This is a genomic window from Roseobacter cerffii (genome assembly GCF_054226325.1).
Map to the genome: position 1 here is coordinate 1,200,617 of NZ_CM135757.1, position 16,093 is coordinate 1,216,709.

Annotated in this window: 17 protein-coding genes; 6 read left to right on the plus strand and 11 right to left on the minus strand. The window is 64.3% G+C overall.

Features of this window, described 5'->3' with window-relative positions:
• Positions 1-107: 107 nt before the first annotated feature.
• Together ACVC7O_RS05850 and ACVC7O_RS05855 are read right to left on the minus strand one after the other, a co-directional pair.
• On the minus strand, positions 108-395 hold the full coding sequence (locus tag ACVC7O_RS05850; RefSeq protein ID WP_458325149.1) for a hypothetical protein: 288 nt from the start codon (positions 393-395) through the stop codon (positions 108-110).
• 77 nt (positions 396-472) lie between these two features.
• Complete coding sequence (locus ACVC7O_RS05855) at positions 473-1,201, minus strand: Crp/Fnr family transcriptional regulator (protein ID WP_458325150.1); 729 nt, start codon at positions 1,199-1,201, stop codon at positions 473-475.
• A gap of 81 nt (positions 1,202-1,282) precedes the next feature.
• Here ACVC7O_RS05855 and ACVC7O_RS05860 point away from each other — a divergent pair, with 81 nt between their 5' ends.
• Both ACVC7O_RS05860 and ACVC7O_RS05865 read left to right on the plus strand, forming a co-directional pair.
• A complete protein-coding gene (locus ACVC7O_RS05860) occupies positions 1,283-1,657 on the plus strand; it encodes a hypothetical protein (RefSeq protein WP_458325151.1) in 375 nt (124 codons plus the stop codon).
• A gap of 205 nt (positions 1,658-1,862) precedes the next feature.
• Positions 1,863-2,387, plus strand: a complete 525-nt coding sequence (locus ACVC7O_RS05865; RefSeq protein WP_458325152.1) for an outer membrane beta-barrel protein — start codon at positions 1,863-1,865, stop codon at positions 2,385-2,387.
• 187 nt (positions 2,388-2,574) lie between these two features.
• Here the strand turns inward: ACVC7O_RS05865 and carB are convergent, their stop codons facing one another.
• From carB to ACVC7O_RS05880, 3 genes are all read right to left on the minus strand, one after another.
• Positions 2,575-5,907, minus strand: a complete 3,333-nt coding sequence (carB, locus tag ACVC7O_RS05870) for a carbamoyl-phosphate synthase large subunit (RefSeq protein ID WP_458325153.1) — start codon at positions 5,905-5,907, stop codon at positions 2,575-2,577.
• Between the two features lie 177 nt (positions 5,908-6,084).
• On the minus strand, positions 6,085-6,756 hold the full coding sequence (locus ACVC7O_RS05875) for a VPLPA-CTERM sorting domain-containing protein (RefSeq protein ID WP_458325154.1): 672 nt from the start codon (positions 6,754-6,756) through the stop codon (positions 6,085-6,087).
• 183 nt (positions 6,757-6,939) lie between these two features.
• Positions 6,940-7,698: an alpha/beta fold hydrolase gene (locus tag ACVC7O_RS05880; RefSeq protein ID WP_458325155.1), complete on the minus strand. Its 759-nt coding sequence runs from the start codon at positions 7,696-7,698 to the stop codon at positions 6,940-6,942.
• A 79-nt stretch (positions 7,699-7,777) separates the two neighbouring features.
• Here ACVC7O_RS05880 and ACVC7O_RS05885 point away from each other — a divergent pair, with 79 nt between their 5' ends.
• Positions 7,778-8,143 carry a hypothetical protein gene (locus tag ACVC7O_RS05885; RefSeq protein ID WP_458325156.1) on the plus strand — a complete coding sequence of 122 codons (366 nt, stop codon included), beginning with the start codon at positions 7,778-7,780 and terminating at the stop codon, positions 8,141-8,143.
• Here the strand turns inward: ACVC7O_RS05885 and ACVC7O_RS05890 are convergent.
• Entirely contained in the window at positions 8,136-8,285 is a 150-nt protein-coding gene (locus ACVC7O_RS05890) for a hypothetical protein (protein WP_458325157.1), read from the minus strand. The two genes, ACVC7O_RS05885 and ACVC7O_RS05890, sit on opposite strands and share 8 nt — an antisense overlap.
• Before the next feature lie 208 nt (positions 8,286-8,493).
• Positions 8,494-9,789: a serine hydroxymethyltransferase gene (gene glyA / locus ACVC7O_RS05895; protein ID WP_458325158.1), complete on the minus strand. Its 1,296-nt coding sequence runs from the start codon at positions 9,787-9,789 to the stop codon at positions 8,494-8,496.
• Positions 9,790-10,011: 222 nt separating this feature from the next.
• Between glyA and ACVC7O_RS05900 the strand changes: the two genes are divergently transcribed.
• Entirely contained in the window at positions 10,012-10,773 is a 762-nt protein-coding gene (locus tag ACVC7O_RS05900) for an NAD kinase (RefSeq protein WP_458325159.1), read from the plus strand.
• Positions 10,770-11,999, plus strand: coding sequence for a Coenzyme F420 hydrogenase/dehydrogenase, beta subunit C-terminal domain (locus ACVC7O_RS05905; RefSeq protein WP_458325160.1), 1,230 nt, complete (start codon positions 10,770-10,772; stop codon positions 11,997-11,999). Before ACVC7O_RS05900 ends, ACVC7O_RS05905 begins: the two co-directional genes overlap by 4 nt.
• Positions 12,000-12,023: 24 nt before the next feature.
• On the opposite strand, the gene ACVC7O_RS05910 is transcribed toward ACVC7O_RS05905, so the two are convergent.
• The 3 genes from ACVC7O_RS05910 to ACVC7O_RS05920 are packed head-to-tail and all read right to left on the minus strand — an operon-like array spanning position 12,024 to position 13,584.
• Positions 12,024-12,581 (minus strand): SCO family protein, encoded by a 558-nt coding sequence (locus ACVC7O_RS05910; protein ID WP_458325161.1) that lies wholly within the window; start codon positions 12,579-12,581, stop codon positions 12,024-12,026.
• Positions 12,581-13,144 (minus strand): hypothetical protein, encoded by a 564-nt coding sequence (locus tag ACVC7O_RS05915; protein WP_458325162.1) that lies wholly within the window; start codon positions 13,142-13,144, stop codon positions 12,581-12,583. The genes ACVC7O_RS05910 and ACVC7O_RS05915 overlap by 1 nt, the downstream gene beginning before the upstream one ends.
• Positions 13,141-13,584 (minus strand): hypothetical protein, encoded by a 444-nt coding sequence (locus ACVC7O_RS05920; RefSeq protein WP_458325163.1) that lies wholly within the window; start codon positions 13,582-13,584, stop codon positions 13,141-13,143. Before ACVC7O_RS05920 ends, ACVC7O_RS05915 begins: the two co-directional genes overlap by 4 nt.
• Before the next feature lie 186 nt (positions 13,585-13,770).
• Here ACVC7O_RS05920 and ACVC7O_RS05925 point away from each other — a divergent pair, with 186 nt between their 5' ends.
• A complete protein-coding gene (locus ACVC7O_RS05925; protein ID WP_458325164.1) occupies positions 13,771-13,980 on the plus strand; it encodes a CsbD family protein in 210 nt (69 codons plus the stop codon).
• Between the two features lie 161 nt (positions 13,981-14,141).
• On the opposite strand, the gene ACVC7O_RS05930 is transcribed toward ACVC7O_RS05925, so the two are convergent.
• Positions 14,142-16,031: a propionyl-CoA synthetase gene (locus tag ACVC7O_RS05930; RefSeq protein WP_458325165.1), complete on the minus strand. Its 1,890-nt coding sequence runs from the start codon at positions 16,029-16,031 to the stop codon at positions 14,142-14,144.
• Positions 16,032-16,093: the final 62 nt, after the last annotated feature.

Genomic DNA, 16,093 nt, shown 5'->3' on the forward strand with positions numbered 1-16,093 from the left:
GGTCAAGGCGCGCGACGCGACGTTTCGGCGTCGGTGGCCTGTCTGTATCGCGTCGGTAAAACGTCGGTATCACGTCGGTGCGAGGCGCACGCCCCGCATACCGGGTGTTAACGAACGGGCACCGAATAGAGCACATAGCCATCGCGGCGGGCGACCTCTTGCGCGCCGGTGTCGATCACGAAGACGCCGAGGTTCTCGGCATCTTCCGGGCAGGCCACCAGATCGGCGGCGTCATCAAGGAACTGATTGGTGAAATCATCTTCACCCACGCGGCGGCAGATATCGCCCTTGAACCGGTAGCCGTCGCCGAAAAGCGGCAGCGAACCCGTCACCGGTTCGGGCGCGGGGGCACAGGCGATCAGGGCAAGGGCGGGAGCCAAAATCAGGGGACGCATGGGAAACCTCCAGTATTGCTGAGATGGCCCACTATGGCATGGGCCCTGCGTTTTGGCGAGATTGCGCGATTTGGGCCTCAGATCAGCGGCCGCTGCTTGACCGGTTCGAGCTCCATATTCGCGACCGTTGCGAGCTCGGCCAGGTCGTGGATTTTCAGCTGCCCGTCGGCCCAGGCCATGAGCTGGCGCTCGCGCAGGCGGGCGAGGGTCTTGTTGGTGTGCACCAGCGACAGCCCCAGTGCATCGGCCACGTCCTGCTGTTTGAACGGGAAGTGCATGGTGCCATTGCGCACCATCCCAAGCGACTCGGCTCGCTGGAAGAGACGCACGAAGGCCCAGGAGATCGCCGAGGTCGCATCGCGCTGACCGACGGTGGCCAGCGTGTCGCCGAGGAAATGCTCCTCGGTCGCGGCGATCCAGGTGATATCGAAAGCCCGCGCGGTGGAGCTTTTGAAAAAATCGAAGAAATCGGTGCGGTCGAAGACGCAGAGTGTCATATGCGTGGTCGCCTCCACCGAGTGCCCCATCTCGCCCAACATGCCCGCCTGCAGGCCAATGAAATCGCCGGGGAAGATGAAATTGATCACCTGGCGTTCACCATCCGGCAGCGTCTTGTACCGCAGGCCCATACCCCGGAGCGCCGTATAGAGCTGTGGCGCGTTCGAGCCTTCCATCAGGATCGGTGTGCCCGGATCCACCGCAAGCTCACCGGATTTGAACTTCCGGGTCTTCTCCAGCTCGTCCTGGGTCATGTCGTCAAAGATGGCTTGGCTGCGCAGGGGGCAAGCCTTGCAGTCAGTGGTCATTTTCTACTCCTTGCTATGTCATAGTTTAATGCAAAGGGTCGCAATGGGTTCCATAGTCGGCATTTAATGCGAGGACCCCGTGTGGACAGACCAGTATTTATTGCCATCGTGATCAGCGACCCGCTGGTCTCGCAGGATGTGGCGGACACCTTCGCATTCTGGCATCCGGCGACGGTCAGCCGTGTCTTCGAGACCGTTGCGGACGCGCGCTCGGTCGCCGAGGAGGACTTTGACGCTACGCTGATCTTCGTGGCGGCGCAGGACGGGGTTTTGCTGCTCGATCCGCCAGATTTCGACTGGCTGCAGGCGCGCGCGGTGATCACGCTTGACCTGCGCGACCGGCGACTTTTCCCGCATTGGCAACACCTCGCACGGCCCTTCACGCAGGCGCAGGTGATCGAGGCCGCGCACCGGCTGATCGCAGGCGACGAGAGAGAGCGCGTCGAGGCGGAATAGGTCTGTGTCGCAGGGCCGTTCGGGGGCGGCCGCATCTGCCAGCGGTGGGTCCTGAAGGCTGTGCGGCCTCCCCTCCGCAACCCGTGACAAATATGCGACGCTGCTGTCCGAACATCGGGCAGGGCGCGCTGTACACCGGGTTTGCGTTGACACAAATCCGGTCAGATCGGACAAGGGTGCTGGGGGAGAAATCGAAGAGGTGATTATGAAAAAGATACAATATCTTGGGGCCGCCGTATTCGCCATGGCAGTGCCATTCGCAGCGCAGGCGGACGGGTTTTACATCGGCGTTCAGGCGGCGACGTTTGATGTCAGCACCGGCACGGTCGATGGTGACGGAAACGGGATCGGGGTTCTGGCCGGATACAGGTTCCAGCTGAGCAACGACTATTACGCGGAAGCTGAGATCGGGTATTCGACGCTCGATGGCGACACCGAGACCGGGCTGAGCGAGTATGACAGTCAGACCTTCATCGACTTCGGTGTGGGCCGTTACTTCAACGAGACCACGTCGATCTCCGCGCATATCGGTTATACCGAGATCGATTTTGACAACAGCGGCAACGACCTGACCAGCGATGGTGCGGTGATTGGTCTGCAGCTGGGCTATGACATCACGCCGGTGGATACCGTGGCCATTCGGGCCAGCTATTCCGACACCAACGACAGCACGTTTGACGAGGACAGCGATGGCCGCATCCTGTCGGTCCGCTACGTGCGCCGGTTCTGAGCAGGCCGACGCGGCGTCAGACATGTGAAAAAGGCAGGCCCTGGGGTCTGCCTTTTTTGTTGTGCTGTGCCAGCGGGCGGGGCTCGACCTGTCGGACCTTGTGTCGGGCTCTGCTCGAGTGGGCCTTGGCCTGGGCTCCGCCCTTTCGCGGCGGAACCGCTGCCCCGGAGCGTTTGCTAGGCGCCGCTCACCCCTGTAGCGCCTTCACGCCCACATCGCCCTCGGCCTGCGCGCGGATCGCAAGCGCCGCGGCATAGCTGCCGGCGGCGGTGGTGAAATAGGGGATCTTGTCGTAGAGCGCGATGGCGCGGATCGACTTGCTGTCTTCCACCGCCTGGGCACCTTCGGTGGTGTTCATGACCAGGTGGATCGCCTCGTCCTTCATCATGTCGGTCACGTCGGGGCGGCCTTCGTAGACCTTGTTGACGGTGCCGCAGGTCATGCCGTGTTCGTTGAGCCAGGCGGCGGTGCCACGGGTGGCGACCAGCGTAAAGCCTTGATCCAGAAGGATACGCGCGGTGTCGAGCATCTCGCCCGTTTTGTCCATGTCCTTGATCGAGATGAAGGCGCAGCCTTCGGAGGGCAGCACCATACCCGCGCCCATCTGCGCCTTGAGGAAGGCGCGGGGGAAGTCGCGGTCCCAGCCCATGACCTCGCCGGTGGAGCGCATTTCGGGGCCTAGCAGCGTATCGACACCCGGGAAGCGGGCGAAGGGCAGCACGGCTTCTTTCACGGAGAACCAGGGCATGTTGGGGTCGGCCAGCGTCATCGGATCGCCCAGGGGCAGGGTGGCGTCATAGGCGGCGTCAGCGTCATAAGGCGGGCGCTGCGGGAAGGCGCTGAGCTTCTCGCCCGCCATGATGCGCGCGGCGATGGAGGCGATGGCGGAATCCGTGGCCTTGGCGACGAAAGGCACAGTGCGCGAGGCGCGGGGGTTGACCTCGATCAGGTAGATCTCGCCGTCCTTGATCGCGAACTGGATGTTCATCAGGCCCACCACGTTGAGCGCCTTGGCGAGCGCGTGGGTCTGGGTCTCGATCTCGGCGATGATCTCGCGCGGAAGCGAGTAAGGCGGCAGGGAGCAGGCAGAATCGCCGGAGTGCACGCCCGCCTCTTCGATGTGCTGCATGATGCCGGAGACATGCACGTCGGTGCCGTCGCAGAGGGCGTCGACGTCGAGTTCGACCGCGCCGGCGAGATAGCTGTCGAGCAGCACGGGGCTGTCGCCCGACACCACAACGGCGGAGGTGATGTAGCGTTCGAGGCTCGCCTGATCGCGCACGATCTCCATGGCGCGGCCACCCAGCACGTAAGACGGGCGGATCACCAGCGGGAAGCCGATATCTTTTGCGATCTCAAGGGCTTCGGCGTCGGAGTGGGCGATGCCGTTCTTAGGTTGCTTGAGGCCCAGTTTTTGCACCAGCTGCTGAAAGCGCTCGCGGTCTTCGGCGAGGTCGATGGCATCGGGCGTGGTGCCGAGGATCGGAATGCCCTCGGCGTGTAAGGCCTGCGCGATCTTGAGCGGGGTCTGTCCGCCGAACTGCACGATGACGCCGTGCAGGGTTCCGTTCTCCTGCTCGACCCGCAGGATTTCCATCACATGCTCGAAGGTCAGCGGCTCGAAATAGAGCCGGTCGGAGGTGTCATAGTCGGTGCTGACCGTCTCGGGGTTGCAGTTGACCATGATGGTCTCATAGCCCGCATCGGTGAGCGCGTAGCAGGCGTGGCAGCAGCAGTAGTCGAACTCGATCCCTTGGCCGATGCGGTTGGGGCCACCGCCGAGGATCACCACCTTCTTGCGGTCGGAGGGGCGCGCCTCACATTCCACCTCGCCGAAGACCGGCGTTTCATAGGTGGAGTACATATAGGGTGTCTGGGCTTCGAATTCGGCAGCACAGGTGTCGATGCGTTTGAAGACGGCGGTGACGCCTTCCGCGTGGCGCAGGCTGCGCACCTCGGCTTCGGTCTGGCCGGTGAGTTCGGCAAGGCGGGCGTCGGTGAAGCCCATCATCTTCAGATGCCGCAGCCCGGCGGCCTCGCGGGGCAGGCCGTTCATGTGCACCTCGGCCTCGGCTTGCACGATCTCGCGGATGCGGGCGAGGAACCACGGGTCGAACATGGTCACTGCGTGGATGTCTTCGTCGCTCATCCCGTGGCGCATGGCCTGGGCGATCGTGCGCAGCCGGTCGGGCGTCTGCTGGCTGATTGCCTTGACGATCGCGGCTTTGTCCGGCGCGCCGGGGATGTCGATCTCGTTGAAACCGGTGAGGCCCTGCTCCATCGAGGCGAGGGCCTTTTGCATGGACTCGTGGATGGTGCGGCCGATGGACATGGCCTCGCCCACCGATTTCATCGCGGTGGTCAGATCCGGTGTGGAGCCGGGGAACTTCTCGAAGGCGAATTTCGGGATCTTGGTGACCACATAGTCAATGGTCGGCTCGAAGCTCGCCGGCGTGACCTTGGTGATGTCATTGTCGAGCTCATCCAGGGTGAAGCCCACGGCGAGCTTGGCGGCGATCTTGGCGATGGGAAAGCCTGTGGCCTTGGACGCGAGTGCCGAGGATCGGCTGACGCGCGGGTTCATTTCGATCACCACCATGCGGCCATCCGCGGGGTTCACCGCCCATTGCACGTTGGAGCCGCCCGTCTCTACCCCGATCTCGCGCAGCACCGCGATGGAGTGGTTGCGCATGATCTGATATTCTTTGTCGGTCAGCGTCAGCGCAGGCGCCACGGTGATGGAATCGCCCGTGTGCACGCCCATCGGGTCCACGTTTTCGATGGAGCAGACGATGATCGCGTTGTCAGCGGTGTCGCGCACCACCTCCATCTCGAACTCTTTCCAGCCAAGCAGCGATTCATCGACGAGGATCTGCCCCACCGGCGAGGCATCCATGCCGGAGCGGCAGATCGCCTCATAGTCGTCGCGGTTGTAGGCCACGCCACCACCGGTGCCGCCCATGGTAAAGGCGGGGCGAATGATTGCGGGCAGGCCGACCTCTTCCAGCGTCTCCAGCGCGAGGCGCACACCCTCGGCAAGGTCCTTCTTGCCGTTTGCGTCCTTGGGCGCGGTGACAATCGCCGCCTTTGGGTTTTCGATGCCGAGCCGGTCCATCGCCTCGCGGAAGAGCTTGCGGTCCTCGGCCATCTCGATGGCGGCGCGCTTGGCGCCGATCATCTCGACGTTGAACTTCTCCAGAACGCCCATCTCTTCCAGCGCCAGAGAGGTGTTCAGCCCGGTCTGGCCACCCATGGTGGGCAGCAGCGCGTCGGGGAGTTCTTTTTCGATGATCTTCGCGACCATCTCGGGGGTGATGGGCTCGATATAGGTGGCGTCGGCCAGCCCCGGGTCGGTCATGATGGTGGCTGGGTTGGAGTTGACGAGGATGACGCGGTAGCCTTCCTCTTTCAGCGCCTTGCAGGCTTGGGCGCCGGAGTAGTCGAATTCGCAGGCTTGGCCGATCACGATGGGACCCGCGCCGATGATCATGATCGATTTGATATCGGTTCTTTTTGGCATGGCGCGACCCCCGGGCAGACGGGCACGCGGGTGTGCCCAAATTGTCCTGCGTTATAGGGATCGAAGGGCGGGGCGCAAGGGGGATCGTCGGCCCAAGCGGCCAATCACGAGACAAAATGTCAAAGGCAAAAACCCGCACCACCACAGGTTGGGGCGGGTGCGGGCCGGCGGGCTGTCTTAGCTGGTTTTGCGGCGACGGTGCAGTGCACCCATGCCGAGCAGGGCGGTGCCCAACAGCAGCGCCGAAGCCGGAACCGGCACAGCGGTGACCGATGTTACGTCGATATCGTCGAGCAACAGGCGGCTGCTGTCGTCTTCGTCGTCGTCGAAGGCGAACTGGGTGATCTCGGCGGTGCCGTCACCACCGGTGCCCCCACCGCCGGAGCCGCCTGGATCAGCGAAGCCGCCGCCACTGGAGCCACCACCGCTGAAGCGCAGCAGGTCAACCGGCTGGTTCGCGAAGGCGCTGGGCGTGACCACGGCGGGCGTGTTGCCCGCGGTGAAGAGCTGCTTGGCGACCTCGACACCGTTCAACTGGCCAACCACGAGCAGCGGCGCGCCAAAAGGCCCATCACTGCTGAGCTCGAAGGCGTTGAACTGGAAGGGCGCATCAAGCGATTTCACCTCGAAGAAGGAGACGGTGGAATCAGGTGTGTGCGAGAGGCTGACCGAGATGTCGCCTGCGTCCGCTTCGAAGGCCGCGTTCTGGCCATCGAACTGGAAGCCAGCGCTCTGGGCACCTGCAACGCTGTCCGCGGAGGAGAAGCTGTTGAAATTGACCGAAGTGGCGCCCACCGCAGCAGCCAGGCCGAAGCCGGCAGAAAACACGAAGGTAAACAGGTTTCTCATAACATCTCACTGATTCGCATCGCTCGGCGAAAAACCGCGCAGACTTTAGTACGGCAAAAATGTGCCGATTGGCAAGCAGGAGGCTGATATTGCGTCAGAAATGTGGTTTTGACGCTGCGTCCTGGACCCAATGCCGTGGTCCGGGGGCGATTGTTTCGCCCCGCGCAACGACCTTGGCAGGCGCTACCGGTGGGTCAGGAACAACCGCACGGCGGCTTCGAATTCGCGCGGTTTGTCCGCGTGCAACCAGTGCCCCGCGTCCGGCAGCTTGGCAAAGCGCGCCTTCGGGAAGAGCGATTTGATCCTGGGGCGATGCTCGGCGGTCACGTAATCTGAGTTGGCGCCGGAGAGGAAAAGCGTGGGGCCGTCGAAGGGGGTGGTGAGCTCGGGGAAGCCGAGGATCTTGTCCATCTCGGCAGCGAGCGTGTCGAGGTTCAGCCGCCAGCGTTTCCCGGGCACGTCGAGCGATTGGGTGAAGAAGCTTTGCAGCGCGGGCTCGACCCCCTGTTCGGCCAGCTGCGCCTCGGCCTCGGAGCGGCGTGTCACGGTGCTGAGGTCGACCGCGCGCATGGCGGTGATGAACTGTATCTGGCTGTGGCTGTAGGCGACAGGGGCGATGTCGGCGATGACCAGTCGCGCGACGAGGTCAGGGTGCTGGCTGGCGAGCACCATCGACGCCTTGCCGCCCATGGAATGGCCCACCACATGGGCGGGCGCGCCGAGATGGGTGATCAGCTCGGCCAGATCGCTGGCCATGTCGTGATAGCTGTGGCTGTCGGTCCAGGCGCTCTGGCCGTGATTGCGCAGATCGACCGTGACCACGCGCAGGTCATCGCTCAGCCGTTTGGCGATGACGCCCCAATTGCGCCCGGAGCCGTAGAGCCCATGCACGATCAGGGTGAGCGGGGCGTCGGCGGCACCGGTTTCGGAATAGGTCAGCATGGGGCAGGGGCTAGCGGATTCGGCAGGCCTGCGCCAGTGCTATTGCGCTGGGGGGCACACGCCGGATAGGGTCCGCGCCATGGGTGAGATCGAGGCAAAACTGCCCGCGCTGCGCGAGGCGATGGAGCGGCATCTGGGCGTCAAGGGGCGGTCGCTGGCGCATCAGGTCCGGCGCGCGGGGCGGCGCCTGCCGCGGCGGGTGCGGGCGCAGGCGGTGCTGCTGGGCGAGGCCGAGGCGCTGGCAGGCAACCCCAGGCTGCTGCGTCAGCTCGATGACAGGCGCCTGGCGCACGCGCTTGAAGATGTGAGCGCGCATCTGGCGGGCATCGACCGGGCAGAGGCCCGGCGCACGCGGATCATTTCGGTGCTCGCCGTGATCGCCTTCAACCTGATCCTGCTCTTTACGGCAGTTGTCGTGCTGTTGCGGATGCGCGGTACTATTTGATCGGCGCGGTCTGGACGGCCTGCGCGCAGCTGTGAGTGGGCTGGGCCGTGGTGTCGGCCTCGGCCAGCTTGGTCGAGATCAGAACCGCCAGTACAACCAGCACAATCAGAACGGTGGGGGGAGCCTGGAATGGCAAACGCATGAAAACCTCTCCTGTCGGTCGCGGACATCTGTTGTACGCTGCAGGAGAACGTTTCCGTCGCGGTCTTATTCCGCCGGATCTGCGCTTTTGGCAGAGCAGAGGTGGCCTGAAGCCCACCTGACCTGCTGGTGTGCAGGGGCCCGCCCAGCCGAGAGACGGCGGGTCAGGCAGGTGGGGTGGGCCTTGGGCCGCCCCTGGCCCGCGCCGCTCAGAGGTTCGGGTAGAGCGGGAAGCGCGCGCAGAGCTCGGCGACCTCCGCCTTGACCTTGGCCTCGACCGCGCCATTGCCGTCTTCGCCGTGGGCTGCGAGGCCGTCGACCACCTCGATGATCCAATCGGCAATCTGGCGGAATTCGGGCTCACCGAAACCCCGGGTGGTGCCTGCGGGCGAGCCGAGGCGGATGCCGGAAGTGACCATCGGTTTTTCGGGATCGAAGGGCACACCGTTCTTGTTGCAAGTGATGTGCGCGCGGCCCAGAGCCTTTTCGGTCGCGTTGCCTTTTACGCCCTTGGGGCGCAGATCGACCAGCAGCACGTGGGTGTCGGTGCCATGGGTTACGGTGTCGAGCCCGCCCTTGATCAGTTGGTCCGACAGCGCCTGCGCATTGGTGATGACCTGTTGGATGTAGCTCTTGAACTCTGGCCGCAGCGCCTCGCCAAAGGCCACCGCCTTGGCCGCGATCACATGCATGAGCGGACCACCCTGAATGCCGGGGAAGATCGCCGAGTTGAACTTCTTCGCCAGCGCCTCGTCATTGGTCAGGATCATCCCGCCGCGCGGCCCGCGCAGCGTCTTGTGGGTGGTGGTCGTTGCCACATGCGCGTGCGGGAAGGGCGAGGGGTGCTCACCCGCCGCCACGAGCCCTGCGAAATGCGCCATGTCCACGTGCAGGTAGGCGCCCACGCTGTCCGCAATTTCGCGCATCTTTGCAAAGTCGATCTGCCGCGGGATGGCCGAGCCCCCGGCAATGATCATCTTCGGCTGATGCTCTTTCGCCAGGGCTGCCACCTGGTCGTAGTCAAGCATATTGTCCTGTTTGCGCACACCATATTGCACCGCGTTGAACCACTTGCCCGACTGGTTCGGCTTGGCGCCATGGGTCAGGTGCCCACCGGCGTCGAGCGACATGCCGAGGATCGTGTCGCCGGGCTGCAGCAGTGCCTGGAAGACCCCCTGGTTGGCCTGAGACCCGGAGTTCGGCTGCACATTTGCAAAGTCACATGCAAAGAGTTTGCAGGCCCGCTCGATCGCCAGTTCCTCGGCAACATCGACAAACTGACAGCCGCCGTAATAGCGCCGCCCCGGATACCCTTCGGCGTATTTGTTCGTCATCACCGAACCCTGCGCCTCCATCACCGCAGCCGAGACGATGTTCTCGGAGGCGATGAGCTCGATCTCGTCGCGCTGACGGCCCAATTCCTTTGTGACGGCGCCGAAGATCTCCGGGTCGCTCTCGGCCAGCGATTGCGTGAAAAATCCGGGGGCGCGGTGCGGGGCGTTCATGGGGGTGTCTCCCTCTCGAATGAGCAAATGATGCGGTTTCCTATCGGAAACACAACCGCCGGGAAAGTCTGGAAAACGACCATTGGGCGGATCTCTGCGGCACTCATACGCGGCGCGAGGGCGGGGTGCAATCTGGCAGGCCCGGGCATTTTGGCGCAATGCTGGTCAGCGGGTCGGATATGTGCTTGTTTCGGATCACAAAGTCCCGGATCGGAAACATCGATGCCTGAAAAGATTGCCTTCACCGCAGCCCATGCCGAGGTGGCCCAGACCGCGCGCGCCGCGCTGATCACGCGCTATGGCAACGTGGCCCCGGAGGCGGCGGACGTGATCGTGGCGCTGGGTGGCGACGGGTTCATGCTGCAGACATTGCACGACGCGCAACATCTGAACGCGCCGGTCTATGGCATGAATCGGGGCACCATCGGGTTCCTGATGAACACCTATTCCGAGACCGATCTGCCCGCCCGCCTCGCCGCCGCGGAGGAGGCGGAGCTCAATCCGCTGAGCATGGTGGCCACAGGCGCGGACGGGACGCTCACCCAGGCGCTGGCGATCAACGAGGTCTCGCTGCTGCGCACTGGGCCGCAGGCGGCCAAGCTCAAGATCACCGTGGACGGGCGGTTGCGTATGGAGGAGCTGGTGTGCGACGGCGCGCTGGTGAGCACACCGGCGGGCTCGACGGCCTATAACTATTCAGCGCACGGGCCGATCCTGCCGATTGGTTCGGAGGTGCTGGCGCTGACCGCGATGAGCGCGTTTCGGCCCCGGCGCTGGCGTGGCGCGTTGCTGCCCAAATCGGCGGTGGTGGAGATCGAAGTGCTGGAGCCCGAAAAGCGGCCGGTGATGGCCGAGGCCGATGCCAATTCCGTGACAGATGTGGTGCGCGTCAAGATCCAGTCAGACCCCTCGGTGGTGCACCGCATCCTCTTTGATCCGGGCCACGGGCTGGAGGAGCGGCTGATCAACGAGCAGTTCACGTGATCCTGACGCCGCAGGTCGGACCGGCCGCCCCGCGCGGGCTCTGCACCGACTGCGGCGTCTCGCGGATGAGCAACGCCAAGGCCTGCGGCTATGCCTGCCAGTTCATCGCGCCGGACTATCCCGGGCTGGAGGCCCGCGTGCACGGGCGGGCGCGGGGCGCGGGCGACGAGCAGTTCTTTGGCCCGTTCCAGGCGATGTATCGCGCCGAGATGGTTGCGCCGCGGGAGGGTGCGCAGTGGACCGGCATCACCACATCGCTGGGCGCGCGGCTGCTGGAGCAGGGGCAGGTGCAGGCGGTGCTGACCATGGTGCCGGATGCCGAGGACCGCTGGCGTCCGCGGCCTGCGCTGATCACGCAAGCCGCCGATATGGTCCAGGCCCGGGGGATGCGCATGGGCTATGCGCCGCTGCTGGCCCTGTTGGAAGATGCGCAGGCGCAGGGGTTCACGCGGCTGGCGGTGATCGGCATCCCGTGCCAGATCTACGCGCTGCGCTGTCTCGAGGCAGAGCTGGGGTTCGAGCGGCTCTATGTCATCGGAACGCCCTGTTCGGACAATACAACGACAGAGAATTTCCATCATTTTCTCAGCCTGTTGGAAGACGATCCTCATGCGATAGATTACCTTGAGTTCCGGGCGGATTTCCGGGTGGAGCTGCGGTATACCGATGGGCGGCAGCGGCTGATCCCGTTCCTGTCGTTGCCGATCTCGGACCTGCCGCGGGATTTCTTCCCGCTGACCTGCCGGACCTGCGTGGACTACACCAACGTGCTCGCCGATATCACCGTGGGGTACATGGGCGGCGAGGGTCAGCAGTGGCTGCTGGTACGCAACGACCGCGGGGCCGAGATGTTGGACAGTCTCGGGGACGCAGTGCGTCTGAGCGCGCCGGGGAGTGCGGGCAAGCGGGCGAGTGCGGTCAAGGGGTTTATCGCGAACACCGAGCGCGCGGCGGGCGGGCTGCCGCTGCGGCGGATGCCGGATTGGCTGCGCCCGCTGGTCAGCTGGCTGCAGCCGCGCATCGGGCCGCGGGGGCTCGAGTTCGCCCGTGCGCGGGTCGAGATGAAGGCCGCCGAGACCATCCTGCACCTGCGTCGGGAGGCACCCGCCAAGATGAAGAACATGGTGCCGGCGCATGTTTGGATGATTGCAGCGCGATACGGGCTGCACGCCAAACCGGAAGAGGCGCCGCCGGCTTCTGGTAAGGAAAAGGACGCCGAAGACTGAGCCCGAGGGCTTGGGCGGCGTGCGTCAGCCGCGCGGGGCGAGATAGCCACGCACGATCTCGGCGGTGCGGTCGGCATCGAGAACGGGCGGCAACAGTGTCAGCATCTCGCCATCCCCGTCCAGCAGATGCACGAAGCTGCCATGAGCGTAGATCCAGCCATATTCCGGGTCCTGAAACAACGGCTCCACCTCTATTGCAAAAGCGTCATAGGCAGTTTGCAAAGCCTGTTCACTGCCCGTCAAGCCAATGAAGTCGCTGTGAATATCGGCGAGCGGCGCGCCCATGGTTGCGACCTGATCCTGCTCGGGCGCCACGGTTATCATCACCGGCGTGACGGTGATGCCCTCGTCGGCCAGCGCATCAACCACATCCGCCATCAGCGGCAGCGCCGCCGAGCAGATGTTGAGGCAATTGGCATAGCCGAAGAAGAGCAACTGCGCATGGCCATCCGGGTCGGCCTCGGTGCGCGTCTCACCGAATTGGTTGGTCAGCGTATAGGGCCCGCCGAGATCGAAAGGCAAGGGCGTCTCGGCCGCGGCGCCGCCGGCGAGGCAGACCGCGAGACAGGCGCCCCGCAGCATCAGAAGTTTTCTTCCGCGTAGGTGGCGTCCGCCTCCAGACCCAGGCCGAGATAGCCTTCGGAGGCGATCACCTCCTTCACGCGCGGATCGCGGCGGAACCAGGGGCCTTTGCCCTTGGCTTCGGGGTGCGCCTCGGCCCATTTCTTGGTCCAGCTGTTGGCCTTGATCCAGTCGGCGTCACCCGCCTTGATGCGCTGCACCAGATAGATGTTGCTGGCGCCTAGATCCTCATCCTCGATCATCAGGCCGTCGACCTCGATGACCTGATTGCAGAAGGGGGCCAACTCCTCTGCCGCGCCGGTGAAGGCGGGCTGGGAGTTCTTCATGGGCAGAACCATGACATCGTCGGCGCTGCGCACCAGCCCCAGCTGTCGCGCGCCATTGCCGCAGTTGTCGGGGCAATCGCCAGTGAGCTCGCAGAGCACATCGACGACCTTGGCCTCGAACCGGGCAGGCACCTCGGCATAGAGGTTCCAGGTCTTGGCCTCGGAGCCTTCGGAGAAATCCTGGGCTGCCAGAGGCGCGGCGATCAGGGCGAAGAGACAGGTCAATCTGCGCATCATTTCGGCTCCGGGAATGAGAAGGGCGGCACGGTGCCATAGTCTTCATGGGTGGGGTTCACGATGTCCATGTCGCTGACCACCTCGCTGACGACGAGGTAGTTGAGACCATCGCGCTCGTAGAGCATGCCGTCGGCGGTGACCGTGTGGGCGGCGAGGCTGAGTTGCGTGTCGCCGCTGGCGGAACTGGCGTCATCCTCGATCTTCAGGACCATGTAGACGGTGCCATCCTCGGCCAGCAGTCCCACCGGTATGCCGCCCGCCGAGCACCAGAGCGCGCAGGTGTGATGTGCCGAGCCCACCACCGCATCGGGCCCGCCCATCACGCCGGAGTAATAGCACCAGGTGTCGATGATCTCTCCGGTCACCTGAATTCGGGTGCCCTCGGTGGCGCCTGCGGGCAGCGCAAGGCCGCAGAAGATCAGTGGCAGAAGTCTTCGCATGGGTCATCTCCTCGGTGGTGCTTCGGAAACACTACGCAGAAGCATGTCCACCGATCAATGCGCGAGAAGCGGCCGGTCGATCACTTTTTTCGTGGAACCATTCGGCGCGCGGTGGCGTTCAGGTCACAAGAGCACGTGATGTGCATGTGCTTGGTTCAACGAGATCAACTGACACAGGAGAGACCAATGAACTGGGACATTATCAAAGGCAACTGGAAGCAGATGAAAGGTGAGGTCAAGTCCAAGTGGGGCGAGCTGACCGACGACGAGATCGATCAGGCGGAGGGCGACCGTGAGCGTCTGTCCGGGCTCATCCAGGAGCGTTACGGCGTGGCCAAGGACGAAGCCGAGCGCCAGATCGACGCGTTCGTTGCCAAGAATAAATCAGCCGCGTAATTACCTCGTCGAGGCTGATTTTTTTAAGGGCGGTCCCAAAAGGGGCCGCCCTTTTACCTGTGTTTGATTATGCTTTGCGACGGTTGAGCGGAGGAGGCGCCCACCGGGCCGGGCGGCGCCAGCGCCGCCCGGCCCGGTGGGCGCCCGCGCAGCGGCGCGGCTCAACTGGCGTAGCCGACGGTTTGCAGCGCGACCCGGATCTCGTCGAGGATCGCGGGGTCGTCGATGGTTGCGGGCATCTTGAAGTCCTGGCTGTCGGCGATTTTCACCACCGTGCCCCGCAGGATCTTGCCCGAGCGCGTCTTGGGCAGGCGGTCCACGACCACCGCCGTCTTGAAGGCCGCGACGGGTCCGATCTGGTCACGCACCAGTTTCACACACTCCTTGGTGATCTCATCATGTGGTCGGTTCACACCTGAGGTGAGGCACAGCAGCCCCAGCGGCGACTGGCCCTTCAGCGCATCCGACACGCCCACCACCGCGCATTCCGCCACATCGGGATGCGAGGCTAGCACCTCCTCCATCGCGCCCGTGGAGAGCCGGTGGCCCGCGACATTGATCACGTCATCGGTGCGCGCCATGATGTAGAGGTAGCCATCCTCGTCGATCATGCCGGCATCGCCGGTCTCATAATAACCGGGGAAGGTGGTCAGGTAGCTTTTGCGGAAACGATCCGCTGCGTTCCAGAGCGTGGGCAACGTGCCGGGTGGCAGGGGCAGCTTGATCGCGATGGCGCCAAGCTCGCCCGGTTTTTGCGGATGGCCGGCCTCGTCGAGGATCTGCACGTCATAGCCGGGCATCGCCACGGTGGGCGATCCGATCTTCACGGGCAGCGCCTCGAGCCCCGCGGGGTTGCCCGCGATGGTGTAGCCGGTTTCCGTCTGCCACCAGTGGTCGTAGACCGGGATGCCGAGCAGGTCCTGCGCCCATTCGATGGTGTCCGGGTCCGCCCGCTCGCCTGCGAGATAGAGCGCGCGCAGGCCGGAGAGGTCGTATTTCGCCTTGTAGGCGCCTTTCGGATCTTCGCGTTTCACGGCGCGGATCGCGGTGGGTGCGGTGAAGAAGCTGCGCACGTTATGCTCGGAGATCACGCGCCAGAAGGTACCGGGATCGGGCGTGCCGACGGGTTTGCCCTCGAAGACGATGGTGGTGTTGCCGTGAATCAGCGGCCCGTAGCAGATGTAACTGTGGCCGACGACCCAGCCCACGTCGGAGGCGGCCCAGAAGACATCGCCCGGGTCACACTGGTAGATGTTCTTCATCGTCCAGTTCAGCGCCACCAGGTGCCCGCCGGTGGCGCGCACGACGCCTTTGGGCGCGCCCGTGGTGCCGGAGGTATAGAGAATGTAAGCGGGGTGATTGCCTTCTACCGGCACACAGTCGGCGGGGGTCACCCCTTCTTGTGCCGCATGCCAGTCGAGGTCACGCCCGGGGATCAGCTCGGCGCGCTCCTGCTCTCTTTGCAAAATTATGCAAACATCCGGCGTGTGGTTTGCAAACTCGATGGCGCCGTCCAGAAGGGGTTTGTAGTGGATCACGCGGCCCGGCTCGATCCCGCAGGAGGCGGCGAGGATGGCCTTGGGCTGGCAATCGTCGATGCGGACCGCCAGTTCGTTGGCGGCAAAGCCACCGAAGACCACCGAGTGGATCGCACCGATGCGCGCGCAGGCCAGCATCGCCTCGAGCGCTTCGGGCACCATCGGCATGTAGATGATCACCCGGTCGCCTTTCGTGACGCCCTGCGCCACCAGGGCTCCGGCGAGGGAGGCGACGCGGATCTGCAGTTCGGCGTAGGTCAGGGTGGATTTGGTGCCGGTGATCGGGCTGTCATGGATGATCGCGGGCTGGTCCCCGCGCCCCTGTTCCACGTGGCGATCCACGGCGTTGTAGCAACCGTTGGTCAGCCCGTCGGCGAACCACTCGTAGAGGTCATCGCCGCGGTCAAACAGCGCCTTGCTGGGGGGCTTTGTCCAGTGGATGGCCTCCGCTGCCTGCATCCAGAACTGTTCCGGATCTGCCATGCTGGCCTCATACGTGGCGCGGTATGTCATGGACAAAACTCCCCCTTTGACGTCCTCGGCGCCATGGTTAAGCGCAAGCGACAGGGGCGCGC